This window comes from uncultured Exiguobacterium sp. (assembly GCF_964277885.1).
Classification (GTDB): domain Bacteria; phylum Bacillota; class Bacilli; order Exiguobacteriales; family Exiguobacteriaceae; genus Exiguobacterium_A.
In genome coordinates this window covers 984,600-1,003,840 of the sequence record NZ_CAXYJR010000005.1, presented here as the reverse complement: position 1 = coordinate 1,003,840, position 19,241 = coordinate 984,600, and the positions used below count along the sequence as shown (strand labels likewise).

Below are 19,241 nucleotides of genomic sequence, written 5' to 3'. Positions count from 1 at the left end.
CTCTATTTTTCTTCATATTTTGCACAAATCTTCACATACGAAAAGGACTCTATCACCTGTTATAAGCAATAGAGTCCTTCGATTAAGGGAGTTGACTTCGAACGAGACGTAACTGTTCGGAAAGGGAGTGGAACCGATGTTGATCGCGTGCATCCAGTGCTTCGTCAATCAAGCGGACCAATCGTTCTTCTTCTTGCCGATTGACCGTGACAGCGATGAATTGTGTCGCTTCATCCGCTAAGCGGGGTTCAACAGCGACTTCCGGGCGAAACGGATTTTCTTCTAGTAAAGACAAATATTCATCGTCCATCATCATACCTTGGAAGTTCAGCTCGATGTAGATGTCTTCCGATGTCAGGCGAATGTCATGATATGCTTTTTCTGGGTCCATCGTCGTGACGTCACCTTTTTTAAAAAGAAAGGGTTCCGCATCAAATCCGTATGTCGTCATGATGATCGCTTTCGGAGCAAAGGTTGCGTTTTGCACGAAGTGTACCTGTTCGAGTTTTGCCTCATTACGTAACCAATAATCGATGATCCATTTTGCTTCCCTTCGCTTTAACGTGTAATAGGTTAAGATGCGGCGTAAGAATCGCTGCTTTCTCTCTATCATCTCAATCCTACTCCCTTCTCCCGTGAAGTCATCCATCCATTCGTTCAACATAGTCGACGAGTTCGTTATCCTCTGGTGTCAACTGTGCAGCGCGTCGTAAGAGACGTTGTCCCTCTTCACGCCGTCCTTCCTCGACGAGTGCAAAACCATACTCTTTCAAGAAGAGCGCATCTTCCGTGAATGCACCTTCGACTATCGCATAGTTCTCCATTGCTTGCGTGTATTCCTCTAATGCATATAAAGCGCGCGCTCGATACCATGTCAGAATCGGAGCCGTGACGTGTTCTTCAATGGCTGAGATCGTCTCGATCATCGCCTCATGATCCTCGTCTTCCGCAAGTAACGAGAGCAAACGTTCCGCTGCGACGATCGATTCCGGATTCAAGGCAAGTGCTTCACGTAACGCTTGAACACTTCCTGCGCGATCGCCGAGTTTTAGAAGGAACAAGGCTTCCATCGTCCGTAACTCGTCATTATAATCATCACGCTCCATCCCTTGCTTGATGACGTTCAGTGCCTCTTTCGTCAGACCAAGTTCAGCTTGGCTTTCCGCATACGGGACATAGGCTGATGTATAATCCGGATCCTGCGCGATCAATTGTTGGAATGTCTCGACCGCTTTTTGGTGTTGACCGACACGGTGAGCCGTCATCGCAAGACCAAACAGTGTATGCAAGTCGGACCGTTCCGCGACAGCACGTTCATACAGCGGAATCGCATCTTCAAACTGCCCTGTCATCGCGAGTGATTCCGCGTAAAGGGCATCAAGTGGTAATTCAGCACGTAACTCTGGTCGTTCCGCGATTTCAGCGAACAGCGGTACCGCTTGATCGAATGCTCCAAGCGTCATGTAGAGCTCGGCTAATCCATACGCGAGTAACGGCTCTTCCGGTGCAAGATTACGCGCTTCCTTCAATTTCGCTAATGCCACTTCGTCAAGACCTTGCGACTGGTAAAGGTCAGCAAGTAACACGAGAGATCGGGGACCGTATTCCATGTCCGATGTGTCGACCTGCTCAAGGACGGAGATCGCTTCCTCTTCGCGATCCAAATCGATATAACATTCGGCTAGTAACAAGGCGACCCCCGCATTACCCGCGTATTCGACGTAAAGCGGTGCCAACAAATCAACTGCTCGGTCTGATAATCCGAGTTCGATATAAAGGTCCGCAACAGCGAGGCGGTCCTCATCCGTTCCTGTCTTTTCGAGTTGTTCCAGTGCCGCTAAAGCCTCAGAGGTGTGACCGTGTTCCAATTCTTCGATGATGCCGTTCAATAGTTGTTCATTCAAGGCAAGCGCCCCACTTTCTGTCATCCGCCTATTTCTTACTCAGATCGGTCGGATTGAAGTTTCTTTAAATCATCATAGAACGTTGGGTAGCTGACTTCAACTACTTCGCGTCCATGCACTATAATTTCCGGATTGATCGTCGCCGCGATCGTCAACATCATTGCGAGTCTGTGATCCCCCGCACTGTCGACTTCCGCTGCTTGCAAAGGTGTCGGACCTTCGATGATCATGCCATCATCCGTCGCTTCGATGTTCGCCCCGAGGCGCTGTAACGCTGTAACGACCGTCTCGATCCGGTCCGTCTCCTTGACGCGGAGTTCTTCCGCATCGCGAATAACCGTTCGTCCTTCTGCTTGCGTCGCAAGTAATGCGAGTAACGGAATCTCGTCAATCAACGATGGAATCTGTGCTCCTTCGACCGTGATCGCTTGCAAAGATGTCGTCTCGACCGTCACGTCTGCCGTCTCTTCTCCAGCGTCTTCTGAGCGATGATCGATTTCGACACTTGCACCCATCTGGCGTAACGTCTGTAAAAAACCGATCCGTGTCGGGTTCATCAAGACGTGAGTCGTCGTGATCCGGCTATCCTGTCCGATCGCTGCCGCTGTCCACCAGAATGCAGCTGACGATGGATCCCCTGGAATGTCGAGTGATGTCGCTTGCAGTCGAACAGGACCTTGCAGTCGAATGTGACGGCCATCTTCGTGTTCATCGATTGATACATCGACACCGAACTGCGGCAACATCCGTTCCGTATGATCCCGTGATAGAATCGGTTCGATGACCGTCGTCTCACCCGTCGCATGAAGACCAGCGAGCAAAACGGCACTCTTCACTTGCGCACTCGCGACCGGCAACGTATACGTCGTTCCGACAAGCGGTGTTCCTGTGATGTGAAGCGGTGCTGTCTCGCCTGTCACGTTCGCCCCGAATAAGGCAAGTGGTTCCGTGATCCGTTTCATCGGACGTCTACGCAAGGAATCATCTCCATCAAGTGCATACGTCGCTTGACCGCCTGCTAGGATCCCACTTAAGAGACGAATCGTCGTTCCAGAGTTTCCGCAATCAATCGCCGCTTCTTGAAACGTATCCGTCCCGGTGATCCGAATCTCACCTGCTGTACGCTCGACTTGTGCACCAAGCGCCTGCATCGCTTCTAATGAAGCAAGACAATCCGCTCCCTCAAGTGCGTTTCTGACCTGTGTCGTTCCTTCGGCGATTCCACCGAACAGAAAGGCACGGTGTGTCATTGATTTATCTCCTGGTACTTGTACTGTTCCTCTTAAGCCCATTCTAAACACCTCACTGTTTGATTGAACGCTTGTTGCAATCGTTCTTCACTGATTGCCTCTAAGTCGAAACGTCCTTCTTTCTCAAGGACGAATCGAATCGTGGTTTGGTGATTCTTTTTGTCGCGACGCATCAGTTCTAAATACGAGGCGAATGATTTCCGAGCCGGTAACACCGTACCGAGACGGCGAAGCAATCTTCCGAGTTGTTCCGCCTGCAAGTCATTTCCTTCAAGATACTTCACGAAGACGAGCCCGATCCCTACTGCTTCGCCATGCGACAGACCGGGACTCGCATATTCAACAGCATGTCCGAAAGTATGCCCATAATTCAAGAAGGCCCGCATCCCTTTCTCCGTCTCATCTTGTTCGACGATATCTCGTTTGACGCTGATGCCTCGGGCAAGCCAGTCTTCTAAATCGAGCCCTTTGACATCGTCCAGCGAAACATCAAGTAATATATCCGCAAACGATGGTCGTGCGAGGAATCCATGTTTGACTAACTCAAAGAAGCCACTTCGCCATTCCCGGTCCGGAAGTGTCTGAAGGAGCGCCAAATCATATATGACACCACTTGGCTGATAAAATGCCCCAACTAAGTTTTTTCCGAGGGATAGGTTTAAGCCGACCTTTCCCCCTACACTTGAATCATGTGCTAAGAGTGTCGTCGGAATTTGAATGAACGGGATGCCGCGCAAAAAAGTTGCTGCGACGAATCCCGCTAAGTCACCTATCATGCCACCACCGAATGCAAGGATGATACTGTGCCGTGTCATTCCATGACGTATTCCCTCTTCTAGTAAGGAACCGTAGACCGCAAGCGACTTACTCCGCTCTCCAGCCGGCACAGCGCTAACATGCATGCCTATCGATTGAGGTCTAGACGCTAATGCCGCTTGTAGCGTGTGCAAGTGCAAGTCGTGGACCGTCTCATCCGTAATGATCCAAATACGATCTGCCTCGTTCAGCGCTGAAAGATCTGATAACCGCGCCAATGCTCCGTTTCCGACAAGCACGGGGTATGACGTTTTCAACCGGATATTGAGTTCGATCAAAACGTCCGAACCTCCTCTTTATAAGCGGCGACAGCAGCCTGAAGACGATTGAGTGTTGATGTTCCGAACATTTCAAGAATGGCGACGGCGATTTCAAACGCGACCACTGCCTCAAGGACAACGGACGCGGCAGGAACAGCACAGGCATCACTCCGCTCGATTTGAGCTGTGAAGGCTTCCTTCGTCTCGATGTCAACCGATTGCAACGGACGATAGAGCGTCGGAATCGGCTTCATCGCGACTTGGACGCGGATCGGCATCCCTGTTGACATTCCGCCTTCGATTCCACCTAGGTGGTTCGTCCGTCGATGATATCCAGCGTCATCATGAATGATTTCATCTTGGACGGTACTACCCTTGCGACGACCGAGTTCGTACCCGTCACCAAAACCGACGGATTTCATCGCATTGACGCTGATGACAGCTTGCGCGATTCGGCTATCGAGCTTTAAATCGTTTTGAGTGAAGGATCCGACTCCTGGCATCATGCCCGTCACGACGACTTCGATCTCACCGCCGAGTGTATCGCCTTCTTTTTTAGCGGCATCGATTTCTTCCATCATTCGTTGTCCTGCAAGTTCGTCGGCACAGCGAACAGGTGAAGCATCAATCGTTTCCTGATATTCCACAGGATCTTTCCAAGGAGCATCAATCCCACCGATTGATCGTACATGCGAGAACACTTCAATCCCGAGTTCATTCAGTAATTGTTTAGCGAAGGCACCGACGGCAACACGTGCTGCCGTCTCACGTGCTGAAGAACGTTCAAGCACATCGCGTAAATCGCGATGACCGTACTTCAATCCGCCAACGAGATCCGCATGTCCGGGACGTGGACGCGTCAAGGTCCGTGGGCGCTCCAACTCTTCTTCGAGCGGTTCCGCCTGCATGACTTGTGTCCAGTGCGTATGATCCTTGTTCTCGATGAACAAACTGATCGGTGATCCTGTCGTGTATCCATGGCGAATCCCGCCACGTGAATCGATTTGATCCTGTTCGATTTGCATCCGTCGTCCTCGTCCGTATCCCCCTTGGCGACGCGTCATTTCGCGCTGAATGGCTTCAAAATCAATCGTGAGTCCTGACGGCATCCCATCAATGATGACGGTCAATCCTTTTCCGTGTGATTCCCCTGCTGTCATGTAACGCATTCGCTTCATCCCTTCCTGTTCAACCGATTTTTTCATAAAAGAAGCTTTGTTTCATCTTTAATCCAAATCGTTCGGGTTGGAAAATTTGTTCCGTTCCCCCAACGAATAGGATACCGCCTGGTTTTAATGCCTCGACGAACGAACGATAGACATGCGCTTTCGCTTCTTCCGTAAAATAAATCAGTACATTACGGCAGATGATTAAATCAAAACCGGTATCATACCGGTCGCCCAACAAATTATGCTTACTGAAACGAACCAGTCGTTTGATTTCCGGAACGATTTCAAATGTCTGCTCCTGCTCGATGAAATATTGCTTTTTGCGCGCTTCTACGACCTCATTCAGTGCGGAAGCTCCGTATCGACCCAGCTTCGCTTTTTCAAGAACGAGTTCATCCAAATCCGTCGCTTGAATCGTAAAGGCGGATGGATCGAGCCGTTCACTTAAGATCATCGCAAGGGAATATGGCTCTTCCCCAGTCGAACAAGCGGCGCTCCATGTCCGGATTCGTCCATGTGCCCGTGATTCCAAGACCGGTAAGATATCTTGCTCCAATTGTTGCCAACGTATCGGATTTCGGAAGAATTCACTGACATTGATCGTCATCCGATCTAGGAATTCTTCGTATAACGAGGTACTTTTGTCCATTGCCTGCATATAGGACGCAAACGTACTGTACCCTTTTTTGTCACGTAACGCCGTCAACCGTCGTTTCATCTGTGCTTCTTTATACTGACCGAGATCAATCCCTGATTTGGTCTTGAATCGTTGAATGAAAAGTTCGTAATCTTCCAATTGGCACACCTCGCTCACTCTCGATATCGAATGGTCATCGCTTTGACCGGTTCAACTTATTTTCTATAGTAGCATAAAGCTATAGGCATTCCAAAAAGCAATTAACCAATCCGGTCAGTCCGTTTTACAAGAATATGACAAAAGGGATTCGATTGAATCGAATCCCTCCCCGTTGTCCTGCTATTCATATATTAGGCGTTGACTGGCTGTCCTTGAAACCAAAGACCAAGCTCACGCTCCGCACTTTCGACACTGTCTGAACCATGAATGACGTTCTCACTCATCGTGTTCGCAAAATCGCCACGGATCGTTCCAGGTGCTGCTTCAAGCGGCTTTGTTTTCCCGATCATTAAACGAGAGACAGCAACAACGTCTGTCCCTTCAACACGAAGTGCAACGACAGGTCCCGATGTCAGGAAAGTGACCAACTCTCCAAAGAACGGCTTCTCCGCGTGCTCTTCATAATGTGCTTTCGCTAATTCTTCTGTGACGTTCATCATTTTCATCTCACGAATGATGAAGCCTTTGCGTTCGATCCGTCCAATGATTTCCCCAATCAATCCACGTTCTACGCCATCCGGTTTGACCATCAAAAATGTCTGTTCCATCTCTAGTTCCCCCTATGAAATGCTTTTAGAAAAGCGCTTACATAGTCAGTTTACTGGCTTTTAAGAAGAACAGCAAGAAATTTTTGACATCCATCATCCTTTTCGTTTTCCAACGTAGCGCGCTACCTCTTCGAGCGATCGTTTAGCAGAGGATTTAGGCAGTGGTTCGAGACGCAGAATAGCACGACGGATGTAACGATCAACTGTTTGTTGTGTCCGCTCAAGTGCACCTGAAGTTTGAAGAAATGCTAGTAATGGCGCCACTTCTTCATGAGTCGGCATCGTCTCGATTTTCGACAGACGTTCGTAAAAAGCTGCATCTTCCGCTCCATAAAAAACGGGTAACGTCTTGTGTCCATGGCGCAGATCCTCTGCTACTGGCTTACCAAGTTGCGTTCGATTCGCTGTAAAATCAAGCAAGTCGTCAGCAATCTGAAAAGCGAGTCCGATATCTCGTCCAAACAGTCGTAACGCTTTCGTATCGGCCGCTGAACAATTCGCAACGATGGCACCTAGATGGCAACTTGCTTCGATGAGAATGGCTGTTTTTCGTTCAATCCGTTTGATATAACGTTTAATCGACTGTTCCCAATCATATTGGTCATAGATCTGCTCAATCTCACCTTCGCAAATTTCACGCATCGTATGGACCATCACTTGAACGAGTTCTGGTTTTCCGACTTCTCCAATCAACCGAATCGCTTCTCCGAACAAATAATTGCCTGAATAAAGCGCCACTTCTTCATCAAAATACTGCATGACGGTCGGTTTTCCTCGTCGTAATTCTGCGTCATCAATGACATCGTCGTGCACAAGCGACGCCATATGGACGAGTTCAAGGCTTGCTGCTACACGAATCAATTCATCTCGGTCTGCGTCGCCGAATTTAGAGGCTAACAATACGAAAGCCGGACGAATCCGTTTTCCACCAGCTTTCAGCAGTTGTTTTCCTGCTGCATCGATCGTCGGTTCATCCGAAGCGATATGACTAATCAGGAAACGATCAACTAAATTAACTTCCTTCGTGACATCACGGTATATGGAATGCAGTGACATCTCACCACTTCTTCCCAAGGTGCATCGCAGCAGCCCCACCCGCGAATGCTTTGACTTCCACTTGCATGAAGCCTGCCTGTTCGAAGAGTTGTTTCAGTTCGACACGGTCGAGGAACACTTCTGTTGATTCTTGTAACCAGTTGTATTGATCGTACGATTTAGCAAGCAAACGACCTACTTGTGGCATAATTTTTCCAAAGTATAGTGAATATGCTTCTCGGAAAATCGGTGCCGTTGGTTGACTCGTTTCAAGACAGACAACTGTTCCGCCTGGTTTTAAGACACGATGCATCTCTTTAATGACCTGAAGGTAATCAGGAACGTTCCGTAAACCGAAACCGATCGTCACGAAATCAAACGAGTTGTCGCCAAACGGTAAATCCATCGCGTTTCCGTGAATCAGTTCAATATTTTTCATATCGAGCGCTTCTACTTTCTCTACGCCGACTTTCAGCATGTTCTCCGAAAAATCAAGTCCCTTAATGACACCAGTCGGACCAGCTGCTTTTGCCAATTGAATCGTCCAGTCCGCCGTTCCACAACAAAGATCGAGACATTTAGCACCTGGGAAGACTTGCATCCGGCGCATTGTCTCGCGTCTCCACAATTTATGCAGTCGGAAGCTGATGACTGAATTCATTTGATCATAGTTCGTTGATATCGATTGAAACACTTCATATACTTTTTTTTCTTTATCTTTTGTCTGCACACTGCTCACCCTTTCCAAGATCTCATGCTACCGCCATCTGTTCGAGATGCGATAACAGTAATTTCTGTGCGACCAGATCTAGTTGCTCTGCCTGTTGCTGAATGATCTGCCGTCCTTGTCGTGTCAGCCATTCTCGTTTGGTAATTGTCGCAAGTCCTTGCATTAACCCGAACTCTGCCGTTAACCATAAGAGAACCCGTTCTTCTGTTGATTCGTAGTTCATTTCGTGTAAGGCACACTTCGCTTCATTGACACGTTGAATAGTCCGTCCGAGTGAGACAAGAATCTCTTTCGGCAAACCCGCTAATTGTTCGAAGAAATAGCTCGAGAAAAGATCTCCAGCTAATACAAGAAGCTGTCTTTCCTTCGAACCGCGTAGTGTTTCATTGACGCGTTCATGTAGACGTAAGGCGACTTGTGCGAAATGAATCGCTTTAACTAGTGCTTCTGAATCTAGCGTGTCATGTTGAGCGACATCAATCAACCAACGGATCTGTTCACGATCGATGGAAGGGAAATCCACATGTCGAGCCAATCGTGTCGTTTGTTTAATGGTGAGTGCAGTGATGATTTCATCCACGCGCAGCTCATGTTGTTCCATGCTTTTACCCCCCGATCTCCAGTGCCATCTCGTTGATGGACGTTCTTCTTTTTTAATATACCATAATCGGCGGGCTTTCACGCTTCTGAATGTCCACAAAAAAGCCGCCCGAGAAAATCTCGGGCGACTATGTAGCCGGATTACTTCACAGCATCTTTCAATGCTTTACCTGGTTTGAAGGCAGGTACTTTGCTTGCTGGAATCTCGATATCTTCTTTCGTACGTGGGTTACGACCTTTACGGGCTGCACGCTCACGGACTTCGAAGTTACCAAATCCAATCAATTGGACTTTCTCTCCAGACTGAAGTGTCTCAGTGATCGATTCGAATGTTGATTCAACAACTTTCGTCACGTCTTTTTTCGTAAGACCTGATTTTTCGACGACTGCTTGAATGAGTTCAGTTTTGTTCATTACTTTCACCCCCTCCCAATCACTTCTTCGAGGGTAATCATACCCCATAAACGTTGCTATTACAACATTTTCGTGTAAATAACGTTCAATTTTCAGATTCTTCGCTCGATTTCTCTGAAAACACAGGTTCGCCTTTTTCGTTTATCGTGTAGCTTTGAGAATAGGCAGGAACAAAAGGTTGATCTTCATAGAGCAAATACCGAATATCTTGACCGACTTTCGGCTTTTTCTTCGCAGTTTGCACGGCTTTCTTCAACTCTGGCAAGTAGTTGATGAAAAGACGACCTTGACCATCGACATAAATCGATAATTTTTCATCTGAGTACGGACTTGGGACAGTTGGTTCTTTTTTGATGAATAACTTTTTATAGTCGAGGGTGAACTGGTTTTTTCCGATGGAGCCTTTAAACGGGTACTTATCGTTTTTCTTCCGATACGCATCGATTCGGACTTGAAGCTTCTGTAGTTCTTCCGCGACAAGTAAATCCATCAATTTGACAGTCGGCTTCGTCTCGACGTCGACCAACAAATAGATGAATGTTCCGCCACCTTCAAAACTGTTCGATGGTGGATCACTCATATAACGAGGTATTAGACGCCCTAGTTCGATTTGATATCGTTCCATAAGTGGTGTATCTGCTTCCATCGTTTTGATCGGCAAAACACCTGTGTCTTTCTGATACGCATCGACAGCATCCTGAACAGTACGTAATTGTTGTGGATACGGCACACGGTTCGACGGTTTCTGGCTGTCTGGAAAGAGACACCCTGATAATAACGTCACCGGAATGAGCATGAGTAGTACGAACCACTTTTTCATGCGCTTGGCCCCGCCATGACGATGAATACCATGATGATCGACGCGACGATGAAACAAACGAATGCTAAGGTTGACACGAGAATCTGCCAAATCCCTTTTAACTTCGTCCGACTGACCGTGACCAGCAAGACGCTGATCGCAAAGAGTCCGATGCCAGCGAACGAAATCCACATTTTTAATAATCCTGGACTCAAGGTTTCCACCCCACTCCGTTAATCTTTCGTCGTGAAGAGATGCTCGATCTCATTTTTTTGCGGTCGTTGCATCAACTTTTTGACTTCTTCTTCCGGTGTATGACCGTCAAAGAGAACATGATAGAGAGCAGAAGTGATCGGTAGTTCACACTGTTTCGACTCTGCTAGATCATATGCAGCTTGTGTCGCACGAACACCTTCTACGACCATTCCCATATTTTCAAGCACTGTCTCTAGTTTTTCTCCTCGACCAATAGCATTCCCGGCACGCCAGTTTCGGCTATGCACGGATGTACACGTCACGATCAAGTCACCCATTCCGGTCAATCCTGTGAACGTCATCGGCTTTGCCCCGAGCATCGTGCCAAGACGTGCCATTTCGACCATTCCACGCGTAATCAAAGCAGCCTTCGCATTGTCTCCGTAACCGAGACCATCCGTCATTCCGGCAGCAAGCGCAATGATGTTCTTCAATGCACCACCGAGTTCTGCGCCGATGATGTCCGCATTGAGATACACACGGAAATTCTCATTCGTAAACAACTCTTGCACACGACCAGCTTCCACTAAATCTTCTGAAGCAATCGTTACCGTTGTTGGTTTACGTAATGCGACTTCTTCTGCATGCGAAGGACCCGTCAAAACGCAAATCGCTTTACGCTTCGCTGGATCAATCTCTGCTTCGATCAATTCAGATAATCGAAGATGTGTCTTTGGTTCGATTCCTTTTGACGCATGAATGAGAACGACAGGTTCTGTCAATAATTCATTCAATTGACGAGAAACCGCACGAATCGCAGAAGATGGTGTGACAATCAGGATATGTGTAGCACCCTCAATCGCCATTTTGAGATCCGTCGTCGCCTTTAGTGCTGAAGGCAACTCAACACCCGGAAGGAATTGTGCATTTTCATGATGCTCATTGATGCTGTCGACGTTCGTTTGTTCACGACCGTACAAAATAACTTCCTGATTATTGTCGGCTAAGACGAGCGAGAGTGCTGTTCCCCAGCTCCCCGCTCCAATGACTGCGATTTTGGTCATACTGACTCACCTCATTATTGTTTTTGACGAGCTAAAATTCGAATCGGTGTTCCAGTGAAGTCGAATGCTTCACGAATCCGGTTTTCGAGATATCGTTTATACGAGAAATGAAGCAACTCTGGATCATTGACGAACAAGACAAATGTCGGCGGACGCGACGCGACCTGCGTCGCATAATTGATCCGAAGACGAACCCCTTTATCCGTTGGCGCAGGATTCATCGCGACGGCATCCACGATAACATCGTTCAAGACGCTTGTCTGAATCCGTTGTGCATGACTATGTGCTGCTTGTTGGATGACTGGTAATAAAGTCTGCAAGCGACGTTTTGTTTTCGCCGAGACGAAGACAATCGGAGCATAGTCAAGGAAACGGAATTCTTCCCGAATCTCTTCTTGCATCTTTTTCATCGTCTTATCATCTTTTTCGACAGCGTCCCATTTGTTGACGACGATGATGACTGCACGACCTGCTTCATGCGCATAACCGGCTACTTTTTTATCTTGCTCGATGATACCTTCTTCACCGTCAAGTACAACACAGACGACATCTGCGCGCTCGATTGCTTTTTGTGCACGCATAACGCTGAAACGTTCCGTCGATTCATAAACTTTTCCGCGTTTTCGCATCCCAGCCGTATCGATGATGACGTATTCTTGCTCATCTCGCGTAAACGGTGTATCGATTGCATCACGTGTCGTACCGGCGATATTTGAGACGATAACACGCTCTTCACCAAGAATCGAGTTCGTCATACTTGATTTCCCGACGTTCGGACGACCAATCAAGGCAAACTTGATCGTACTTTCGTCGTATTCCAACTCTTCTTTATCTGGCGCGAGTTCAAGGACACGATCGAGTAAGTCACCAAGACCAAGACCATGTGTACCAGAAATCGGGAACAAGTCTCCGAATCCAAGGGAGTAAAATTCATACATTAAATCACGCATTTCAAAGTTATCGACTTTGTTGACAGCTACGACGACTGGTTTGTTCGAACGGAACAACATGTTCGCGACTTCCTCATCCGCTGCTGTGATTCCTTCGCGTCCGTTCACCATAAAAATGATAACGTCCGCTTCATCAATGGCGAGCTCCGCCTGATGACGCATCATTTGAAGTAGGGGCTCATCCCCGACTTCGATTCCACCTGTATCAATCAAATGAAAATGACGATTCAGCCATTCTCCAGTTCCGTAAATACGGTCGCGGGTAACGCCTGGCTTGTCTTCTACGATTGAAACCCGATCTCCAATCACCCGGTTAAAAATCGTCGACTTTCCGATATTTGGGCGACCTACGATCGCCACGACTGGAATTGCCATCCCAACACCTTCTTTCTCTTCTCTCGCTTCATAGCCGTTCTATTGTATCAAATCAAACTCCCATATACCATAACAAACCGCATATAAAAAGCGGACACGCTTGTGTCCGCTTTGTGTCATTGCTTATTCTTTCTTATCAGAATCGTCCTCAGTCAAGTCAGCGACAGAGAATCCTTCTGATTGATTCGTGTAATCAGAATAGTCGTCAGAAGAGCCTTCTTCCTCTTCTAGGACGCGTGTCGAGAGCGAAATCTTATGCTCATCAAGACGTACTTCGAGTACTTTCGCCTCGATTTCCTGCCCTTCTTCAAGTACTTCTGAAGGCGATCCGATATGACGGTTCGCAATTTGCGAAATGTGCAAAAGTCCTTCTACTTGCGGCGCAAGTTCGATGAAGGCCCCGAACTGGACGAGACGACGGACGCGTCCCTTGACGATATCGCCAGCTTCGATCTTCCCTTCCATTTGTTGCCATGGACCAGGTTGTGTTTCCTTGATCGACAACTTCACCTTTTCTGTATCACGGTCGACACCAAGTACTTTGACTTCGACTTTCTGACCTTCCGTGACGATATCCGAAGGACGTTCGACACGATGATGCGCCATTTCCGAAATGTGAACGAGACCATCTACGCCACCGATATCAACGAAAGCACCGAAATCTGTCAATCGTTGGACTGTACCTTCGAGGATTTGACCTACTTCTAAATTTTCGAGTGTCTCTTTTTTCTTCGCGTTCAATTCACCTTCAACGACGGCTTTGTGCGAGAGAATGACACGATTCTTCTCTTGATCGAGTTCAACGACCTTGACTTCGATCGAACGACCGATGTAATCCGAGAAATCCTCGACGTAGTGACGCTCGACGAGTGACGCCGGAATGAATCCGCGGACACCGATATCAACGACGAGTCCACCTTTGACGATGTCCTTGACGACAACTTCAAAGATTTCACCTGATTTATACTTCTCTTCAACTTGCTCCCACGCTTTGAGCGCGTCGATTTCTCGTTTTGAAACGACGACCTCTTCATCCGTGATTTTCTTGACCTTCACTTGGAGTTCATCTCCGACGTTCAATACACCACGAATATCATCGAGATGAAGACTCGATACTTCGCTGATCGGTAAGATGGCTTCTGTTTTATATCCGATATCAATGAGTGCTTGCTTGTCTTCAATTTTCACGACCATTCCGGTAACTACCTGGTCCCGATGAATTTCAAAATCAGGCATATCTTTCATTTCTTCGACCATTCCAAAACAACCTCCTCACGATGAGTACAAGAAACGCCTGACACGTGTCAATGCGTTTATCCTGCTTCTAACTTCTTACAATTCTGACTATTTGTCAAGGTATTACGCGTGATTGAAGTAGACGGATTTGATTTCGTCCATGATTCGGTCAGAAATCGATTTCGCTGCGCCCCGCTGGTCACGTAAATCCGAAATATCAACCGGTTTTCCGACCGCGACGTGCATTCGTTTGAACGGGCGGTATGATCCGATGATGGCAATCGGTAAAATCTGCGCATTCGATCGTAACGCAAAGAACCCGACTCCTGGTTGTGCTGCTGTAAATTCACCTGGTGCGGAACGTGTTCCTTCTGGGAAAATACCGACCGTTTCATCTGAATTCAACAGTTCAATCGTCCGTTTCAAAGCTTGACGATCTCCTTGACCGCGACCAACAGGATATGTTCCTGCCGCAATCATCAATTGTTTTAAGGCAGGAACTTTGAATAGTTCTTCTTTTGCCATATAACGCACCGCCCGTTTCGGTGGAATCGCGCTGACGAGGAAGACCGGGTCCCAGTTCGAACTATGATTGGCACAGACGAGTAAGGAACCATCTTTCGGAATATTTTCTTGTCCTGTCACTTTCAATCGGAAGACTGTTTTCGCAATGACCCAGACGACGAACCGTGCGATCCGGTAAACGCTATCTCGACGTTTCATTTCAAAACACCGTCCGTTAATTCCATCAAACGGACAACGACATCATCAATCGTCATCTCTGTCGTATCGAGATACAGCGCATCGTCAGCTTGACGTAAAGGCGAGACTTCACGTTCACTGTCCCGTTTGTCACGCAATGCGATTTCTTCTTGAAGAATCGTGATATCACTGTCCATACCACGTGCGATATTCTCCCGGTGTCTTCGAGCTGCACGCTCTTCCACACTTGCTGTCAAAAAGACTTTTAATTCTGCATCTGGCAACACGACTGTGCCGATATCACGTCCGTCCATGACGATTCCACCACGTTCAGCTAATTTACGTTGTGCCGTGACGAGTGCTGCCCGGACTTCTTTTTGACGAGCGACGAACGAGACGTTATTTGTGATTTCGATGGAACGGATCGCATCCGTCACTTCGCGATCACCAATAAAGACACGTTGCCCGTTTTCGCCTGGTGTTAAACGAATATCAAGCGATTTCATTAATTCTCCGAGCACTTCTCCATTATTGAGATCAAGTGATTGTTCGAGTGCTGCGAGCGTCACGGCACGATACATCGCTCCTGTATCAATATATACATAGTCAAGGCGCGCCGCCAGTTGTTTTGCGATCGTACTTTTCCCAGCACCTGCTGGTCCATCTAAAGCAATTTGAATCTTCTTCATCATCCATCTTGTCCTTCCATCTTCCCCATGATTGATGGGAATTCATTCTTCCGAACGTTATCATAGCAAAAAAATGCGGTCAGGTGAATGGATTCATGCCCCTTCTTGAACTTTTCATTTGCATTTGATAACAGTGACGTAATACAAGTTCACGACTTCTGTCAGGAATCATCGTAAATTGAAAGGCGAGTTCATACCGTTCTTCCCGTCGATCGATCCGAACAAGTTCTGCAACGACGTCTAACGTACTCGACATACCTTCTCCCATTGGTAAAATGAATGTCATCTCGACCTCTTCCTCTTTTTCAATGGGTAGCTGATCTGACAAAATCATCATCCCACCAGCTGATAAGTCAAGCGTCACCGTTGTGAACGGTTCGAAATTCGTTTTATGTGGATGAACCGCGACATCGAGCATTTGTGGAACACGAACGAATTGCCGTCGTTGAATATGTTCAATTTGATCATCTTTTGGGCGTCTTAAAGCGTAACGTTGACCACGAAGCGGATCATTCTGTCGTTCCACGACAACTGTCTCAAATCCGTACAACTTTCCTTTTTCTTTGAAAAAGTAAAATGAAATCTCTTCTTGATCGGATAAGATAAACGTTTTCAGTGTCGCCACCTCACTTGGTGCCTCAATCCAAATTAATTGATTGGTTATAGCTGTCACCTTTGAACGACCTTGTCGTTCTTCACTGTTCGAAAGCATAATTAAATCTCCGATTTCCATCATGTCACTCGCTCCTACCTTCTATTCTGATTGGTGCTTTTACGTTTGAATCGACGATTCAAACGATTGGCTCCTCGCACTTGAAATAAACCGATCGTCCATAAAATAAGCATAAAGACGATTGGCAAAAAAGATATACCACCATTTTCCAATATTAACAAATTAAACAGAATATGTGCAAATACCGGAAGGGTGATTGATAACGATAACCACCGATATGGATGCGCCGAAAATTTGGCCATTCCCATGAAGAAGCCCATGATAACCGCAAACAATGCATGTCCGGAAACTGGTAATAGCGCTCGGAATAACATGTGTTCGACCGTTCCATTCACCATTAGATATAAGATGTTCTCAAGGGTTGCGAATCCAAGGGAACACGCCACAGCATAGATGATGCCGTCATAATAATCATTAAAGCGCTGATGGATATAGACCGTGTAGAAGACGACGAACCATTTCGCAAACTCTTCTGTGACAGCAGTACGAATTAAGCGTATTTCTTCATGTCCACCAAACTCCGTCTGGACGATATAGTCAATGAACATCAGAGGAAAGACGAGTAATATTCCAAAGATGAAACTTCGCAAGATATATCCGACAGGCTCGGATTCATGTTCGTGACGTAGATAAAAATATGTTAGGAGCGCGATGCCTGGGGCAACTCCGGAGAAAACGATTTGAATCACGCTTCCTCTCCCCCCTTTCTTCCTCATTAATAAGAATAAAGGTTTCTTTGAAAAAAGAAAACGTCCTCGTTGTTTCAGGAGTGAAAAAGGTTACAATATGGAAGAACGAACCGAAAACACCATAGAAAGTAGGTGAAGGTCTTCTGTCTTTTGACATGGACCCTTTAACATGAAATCATTATTACTCATTCATACGGGTGGAACAATTGCGATGGCACAGGATCACTCCGGGCACGTTTTACCGAATGATATCAATCCACTCGATGCTTCGTTGCCTCGGGCAACGGATATCGCAAATATCACGACACGCCATTTTGCGAATTTACCTTCTCCGCACATGACACCTGACATCATGCTTCGCTTAGCTCATTTCATCGAGAGTGAACGAGCAAAAGAACATTACGACGGGGTCGTCATCACCCATGGGACGGATACGCTTGAAGAGACCGCTTATTTTTTACATTTGACAATAGGTGCGCCTATTCCGATTGTATTGACTGGCGCCATGCGTTCATCCAACGAAGTCGGATCAGATGGCGAGTTTAATTTAATCACGGCGCTTCGTGTCGCCGTCAGTGATGCCGCGCGCGGAAAAGGTGTCCTCGTCGTCTTCAACGGGGAAATCCATTCAGCATTCAACGTCACGAAAACGCATACGTCATCCGTCGATACGTTTAAATCGGTTCACTTCGGAAATCTTGGCATGGTGACGAAAGACCACGTCTACTTATTCAACACGCCACTTCTGAAGCAAACACATATGGTGACTTCGCTCTCGAAACGGGTTGCCGTTCTCAAAGTCTATGCCGGTATGGAACCCGATTTATTACTAGCTGTGAAACAACTCGGTTACGATGGACTTGTGCTAGAAGTTCTCGGTCAAGGAAACGTTCCTCCAAGTATCGTTGATGCCATCGCTGAATTGATTGCCGTCATGCCAATCGTCATCGTCAGCCGTTGCTTCAACGGAATCGTTCAAGACGTTTATGGATATACGGGCGGTGGTCAACAATTGAAGGAACTTGGCGTCATTTTCTCAAATGGACTGAACTCACAGAAAGCGCGGCTTAAACTGATGGTTGAACTCGAAATCAATGCGACCCAATCAGAACTCGAAGAATCATTCCGGGTCGAATAAGTGAAAAAGCCTCTCGCTTCGGAAATAAGGGTCCGAAGCGAGAGGCATTCGTTTAGCCTTGAATTGATGCACCACGTAATCGTTTAGCGAGGTGATTCGCAATGCTCGCGCCATGAAAACGTCCGTTTTCAATGAAAATTTTATTGGCATCATAGCCCGCCGCAACGACTCCGGCAATATAGATCCCCGGAACATTTGATTCCATCGACTCTTCATCATGACTGGGAACACCCGTTTTGCGATCAATCGCGATACCAGCATCAGCGAATAAGCCGACGTCTGGTGTATACCCTGTCATCGCAAATACAAAATCCGCACGGACAGTCCGTTTGACTCCGCCGATTTGATAAACGACTTCTTGCTCCGTGATTTCCTCAATTGTCGCATCAAACACCATCTTGACCTTTTCCGAACGTACGAGTGACTCGAAGTTCGGTAATACCCAGGGTTTGATCGACGGACTATATTCAGGTCCACGATAAAGAACAGTTACGCGTGCACCCGCTTTTTCAAGCTCGATTGCTGCATCGACGCTTGAGTTCTTTCCACCGATGACAACGACATCCTGATCAAAGTATGGATGCCCTTCCGTGAAATAGTGCGATACGTGAGGTAATGTTTCTCCTTGGACGTCCATTCGGTTCGGTAACCCATAATATCCTGTCGCAAGAACGACGGATCGCGCTTCTCGCACTTTCTTAACCCCTGATCGTTCTGAATGGATGATGAAATGATCCGCTTGGCGTTCAATACGCTCGACCGTCTCAAACGGACGAATCGTCAACTGCTTTCGTTTGACGACTTCTCGGTAATAGACGAGCGCATCGAGACGACGTGGTTTTAATTCCTTATTGATGAACGGTATACCACCGATTTCTAACTTCTCACTACTTGAAAAAAACGTTTGATGCGTCGGATAACGATAGATCGCTTCGACGATATTTCCCTTTTCGAGTACTTCGACGTCTAGTCCTCGATCTTGCATTTCGATCGCTGCCGATAACCCGCATGGTCCTGCACCGATTACGATACAATCTAACATTCAAATATCTCCTCTTCCAGTTGCTTTTTTTATATCTTAGCAAATCT

22 protein-coding genes are annotated in these 19,241 nt (G+C 47.1%); 1 reads left to right on the top strand and 21 read right to left on the bottom strand.

What is annotated here, in order from left to right; all coding sequences use genetic code 11:
• Positions 1–82: 82 nt before the first annotated feature.
• The 20 genes from ACHWTJ_RS06730 to prsW all read right to left on the bottom strand — a co-directional run bounded on the left by ACHWTJ_RS06730 (position 83) and on the right by prsW (position 17,014).
• Complete coding sequence (locus tag ACHWTJ_RS06730) at positions 83–613, bottom strand: ReoY family proteolytic degradation factor (RefSeq protein WP_294740984.1); 531 nt, start codon at positions 611–613, stop codon at positions 83–85.
• A gap of 28 nt (positions 614–641) precedes the next feature.
• On the bottom strand, positions 642–1,928 hold the full coding sequence (locus tag ACHWTJ_RS06725; protein WP_294740982.1) for a tetratricopeptide repeat protein: 1,287 nt from the start codon (positions 1,926–1,928) through the stop codon (positions 642–644).
• An 11-nt stretch (positions 1,929–1,939) separates the two neighbouring features.
• On the bottom strand, positions 1,940–3,196 hold the full coding sequence (aroA, locus tag ACHWTJ_RS06720) for a 3-phosphoshikimate 1-carboxyvinyltransferase (protein ID WP_294745714.1): 1,257 nt from the start codon (positions 3,194–3,196) through the stop codon (positions 1,940–1,942).
• Positions 3,187–4,248, bottom strand: coding sequence for a 3-dehydroquinate synthase (gene aroB, locus ACHWTJ_RS06715; protein ID WP_394679286.1), 1,062 nt, complete (start codon positions 4,246–4,248; stop codon positions 3,187–3,189). Before aroB ends, aroA begins: the two co-directional genes overlap by 10 nt.
• A complete protein-coding gene (gene aroC, locus ACHWTJ_RS06710; protein ID WP_294743334.1) occupies positions 4,245–5,399 on the bottom strand; it encodes a chorismate synthase in 1,155 nt (384 codons plus the stop codon). Before aroC ends, aroB begins: the two co-directional genes overlap by 4 nt.
• Positions 5,400–5,418: 19 nt before the next feature.
• Positions 5,419–6,195 (bottom strand): CheR family methyltransferase, encoded by a 777-nt coding sequence (locus ACHWTJ_RS06705; RefSeq protein ID WP_394679829.1) that lies wholly within the window; start codon positions 6,193–6,195, stop codon positions 5,419–5,421.
• Between the two features lie 191 nt (positions 6,196–6,386).
• On the bottom strand, positions 6,387–6,803 hold the full coding sequence (gene ndk / locus ACHWTJ_RS06700) for a nucleoside-diphosphate kinase (protein ID WP_294740976.1): 417 nt from the start codon (positions 6,801–6,803) through the stop codon (positions 6,387–6,389).
• A 93-nt stretch (positions 6,804–6,896) separates the two neighbouring features.
• Complete coding sequence (locus ACHWTJ_RS06695; protein WP_294740974.1) at positions 6,897–7,859, bottom strand: polyprenyl synthetase family protein; 963 nt, start codon at positions 7,857–7,859, stop codon at positions 6,897–6,899.
• Between the two features lies 1 nt (position 7,860).
• Entirely contained in the window at positions 7,861–8,568 is a 708-nt protein-coding gene (locus ACHWTJ_RS06690) for a demethylmenaquinone methyltransferase (protein ID WP_035407160.1), read from the bottom strand.
• Positions 8,569–8,590: 22 nt separating this feature from the next.
• A complete protein-coding gene (locus ACHWTJ_RS06685; RefSeq protein WP_294745708.1) occupies positions 8,591–9,169 on the bottom strand; it encodes a heptaprenyl diphosphate synthase component 1 in 579 nt (192 codons plus the stop codon).
• Positions 9,170–9,309: 140 nt separating this feature from the next.
• Positions 9,310–9,582: an HU family DNA-binding protein gene (locus ACHWTJ_RS06680; RefSeq protein WP_012370671.1), complete on the bottom strand. Its 273-nt coding sequence runs from the start codon at positions 9,580–9,582 to the stop codon at positions 9,310–9,312.
• Between the two features lie 85 nt (positions 9,583–9,667).
• The gene (locus ACHWTJ_RS06675; RefSeq protein ID WP_294745705.1) at positions 9,668–10,402 is read right to left on the bottom strand and encodes a hypothetical protein; all 735 of its coding nucleotides are present in this window, start codon (positions 10,400–10,402) and stop codon (positions 9,668–9,670) included.
• Complete coding sequence (locus ACHWTJ_RS06670) at positions 10,399–10,596, bottom strand: DUF2768 domain-containing protein (protein ID WP_231496841.1); 198 nt, start codon at positions 10,594–10,596, stop codon at positions 10,399–10,401. Before ACHWTJ_RS06670 ends, ACHWTJ_RS06675 begins: the two co-directional genes overlap by 4 nt.
• Before the next feature lie 18 nt (positions 10,597–10,614).
• Positions 10,615–11,640: an NAD(P)H-dependent glycerol-3-phosphate dehydrogenase gene (locus ACHWTJ_RS06665; RefSeq protein ID WP_294740964.1), complete on the bottom strand. Its 1,026-nt coding sequence runs from the start codon at positions 11,638–11,640 to the stop codon at positions 10,615–10,617.
• 14 nt (positions 11,641–11,654) lie between these two features.
• On the bottom strand, positions 11,655–12,965 hold the full coding sequence (gene der / locus ACHWTJ_RS06660) for a ribosome biogenesis GTPase Der (protein WP_029342014.1): 1,311 nt from the start codon (positions 12,963–12,965) through the stop codon (positions 11,655–11,657).
• 123 nt (positions 12,966–13,088) lie between these two features.
• Positions 13,089–14,222, bottom strand: coding sequence for a 30S ribosomal protein S1 (gene rpsA, locus ACHWTJ_RS06655; protein ID WP_294740962.1), 1,134 nt, complete (start codon positions 14,220–14,222; stop codon positions 13,089–13,091).
• A 102-nt stretch (positions 14,223–14,324) separates the two neighbouring features.
• Positions 14,325–14,924 carry a 1-acyl-sn-glycerol-3-phosphate acyltransferase gene (locus tag ACHWTJ_RS06650; RefSeq protein WP_294740959.1) on the bottom strand — a complete coding sequence of 200 codons (600 nt, stop codon included), beginning with the start codon at positions 14,922–14,924 and terminating at the stop codon, positions 14,325–14,327.
• A complete protein-coding gene (gene cmk / locus ACHWTJ_RS06645; RefSeq protein WP_294740957.1) occupies positions 14,921–15,595 on the bottom strand; it encodes a (d)CMP kinase in 675 nt (224 codons plus the stop codon). Before cmk ends, ACHWTJ_RS06650 begins: the two co-directional genes overlap by 4 nt.
• A 76-nt stretch (positions 15,596–15,671) precedes the next feature.
• The gene (locus ACHWTJ_RS06640; protein ID WP_294740955.1) at positions 15,672–16,328 is read right to left on the bottom strand and encodes a flagellar brake protein; all 657 of its coding nucleotides are present in this window, start codon (positions 16,326–16,328) and stop codon (positions 15,672–15,674) included.
• Positions 16,329–16,339: 11 nt separating this feature from the next.
• Complete coding sequence (gene prsW / locus ACHWTJ_RS06635) at positions 16,340–17,014, bottom strand: glutamic-type intramembrane protease PrsW (protein WP_294740953.1); 675 nt, start codon at positions 17,012–17,014, stop codon at positions 16,340–16,342.
• Between the two features lie 169 nt (positions 17,015–17,183).
• Here prsW and ACHWTJ_RS06630 point away from each other — a divergent pair, with 169 nt between their 5' ends.
• The gene (locus ACHWTJ_RS06630) at positions 17,184–18,152 is read left to right on the top strand and encodes an asparaginase (RefSeq protein ID WP_294740952.1); all 969 of its coding nucleotides are present in this window, start codon (positions 17,184–17,186) and stop codon (positions 18,150–18,152) included.
• A gap of 52 nt (positions 18,153–18,204) precedes the next feature.
• Here ACHWTJ_RS06630 and ACHWTJ_RS06625 read toward each other — a convergent pair whose 3' ends face one another.
• On the bottom strand, positions 18,205–19,194 hold the full coding sequence (locus ACHWTJ_RS06625) for a YpdA family putative bacillithiol disulfide reductase (protein WP_294752012.1): 990 nt from the start codon (positions 19,192–19,194) through the stop codon (positions 18,205–18,207).
• Positions 19,195–19,241: the final 47 nt, after the last annotated feature.

Excerpts from the sequence above, each read along its gene's own strand:
- ACHWTJ_RS06685 (WP_294745708.1), bottom strand. The coding sequence starts at position 9,169 with ATGGAACAACATGAGCTGCGCGTGGATGAAATCATCACTGCACTCACC.
- ACHWTJ_RS06680 (WP_012370671.1), bottom strand. The coding sequence starts at position 9,582 with ATGAACAAAACTGAACTCATTCAAGCAGTCGTCGAAAAATCAGGTCTT.
- ACHWTJ_RS06725 (WP_294740982.1), bottom strand. The coding sequence starts at position 1,928 with ATGACAGAAAGTGGGGCGCTTGCCTTGAATGAACAACTATTGAACGGC.
- ACHWTJ_RS06630 (WP_294740952.1), top strand. The coding sequence starts at position 17,184 with ATGAAATCATTATTACTCATTCATACGGGTGGAACAATTGCGATGGCA.
- ACHWTJ_RS06695 (WP_294740974.1), bottom strand. The coding sequence starts at position 7,859 with ATGTCACTGCATTCCATATACCGTGATGTCACGAAGGAAGTTAATTTA.
- rpsA (WP_294740962.1), bottom strand. The coding sequence starts at position 14,222 with ATGGTCGAAGAAATGAAAGATATGCCTGATTTTGAAATTCATCGGGAC.
- ACHWTJ_RS06640 (WP_294740955.1), bottom strand. The coding sequence starts at position 16,328 with ATGATGGAAATCGGAGATTTAATTATGCTTTCGAACAGTGAAGAACGA.
- ndk (WP_294740976.1), bottom strand. The coding sequence starts at position 6,803 with ATGGAACAGACATTTTTGATGGTCAAACCGGATGGCGTAGAACGTGGA.
- ACHWTJ_RS06650 (WP_294740959.1), bottom strand. The coding sequence starts at position 14,924 with ATGAAACGTCGAGATAGCGTTTACCGGATCGCACGGTTCGTCGTCTGG.
- aroC (WP_294743334.1), bottom strand. The coding sequence starts at position 5,399 with ATGCGTTACATGACAGCAGGGGAATCACACGGAAAAGGATTGACCGTC.
- ACHWTJ_RS06675 (WP_294745705.1), bottom strand. The coding sequence starts at position 10,402 with ATGAAAAAGTGGTTCGTACTACTCATGCTCATTCCGGTGACGTTATTA.
- ACHWTJ_RS06625 (WP_294752012.1), bottom strand. The coding sequence starts at position 19,194 with ATGTTAGATTGTATCGTAATCGGTGCAGGACCATGCGGGTTATCGGCA.
- aroA (WP_294745714.1), bottom strand. The coding sequence starts at position 3,196 with ATGGGCTTAAGAGGAACAGTACAAGTACCAGGAGATAAATCAATGACA.
- cmk (WP_294740957.1), bottom strand. The coding sequence starts at position 15,595 with ATGATGAAGAAGATTCAAATTGCTTTAGATGGACCAGCAGGTGCTGGG.
- ACHWTJ_RS06665 (WP_294740964.1), bottom strand. The coding sequence starts at position 11,640 with ATGACCAAAATCGCAGTCATTGGAGCGGGGAGCTGGGGAACAGCACTC.
- der (WP_029342014.1), bottom strand. The coding sequence starts at position 12,965 with ATGGCAATTCCAGTCGTGGCGATCGTAGGTCGCCCAAATATCGGAAAG.
- ACHWTJ_RS06730 (WP_294740984.1), bottom strand. The coding sequence starts at position 613 with ATGATAGAGAGAAAGCAGCGATTCTTACGCCGCATCTTAACCTATTAC.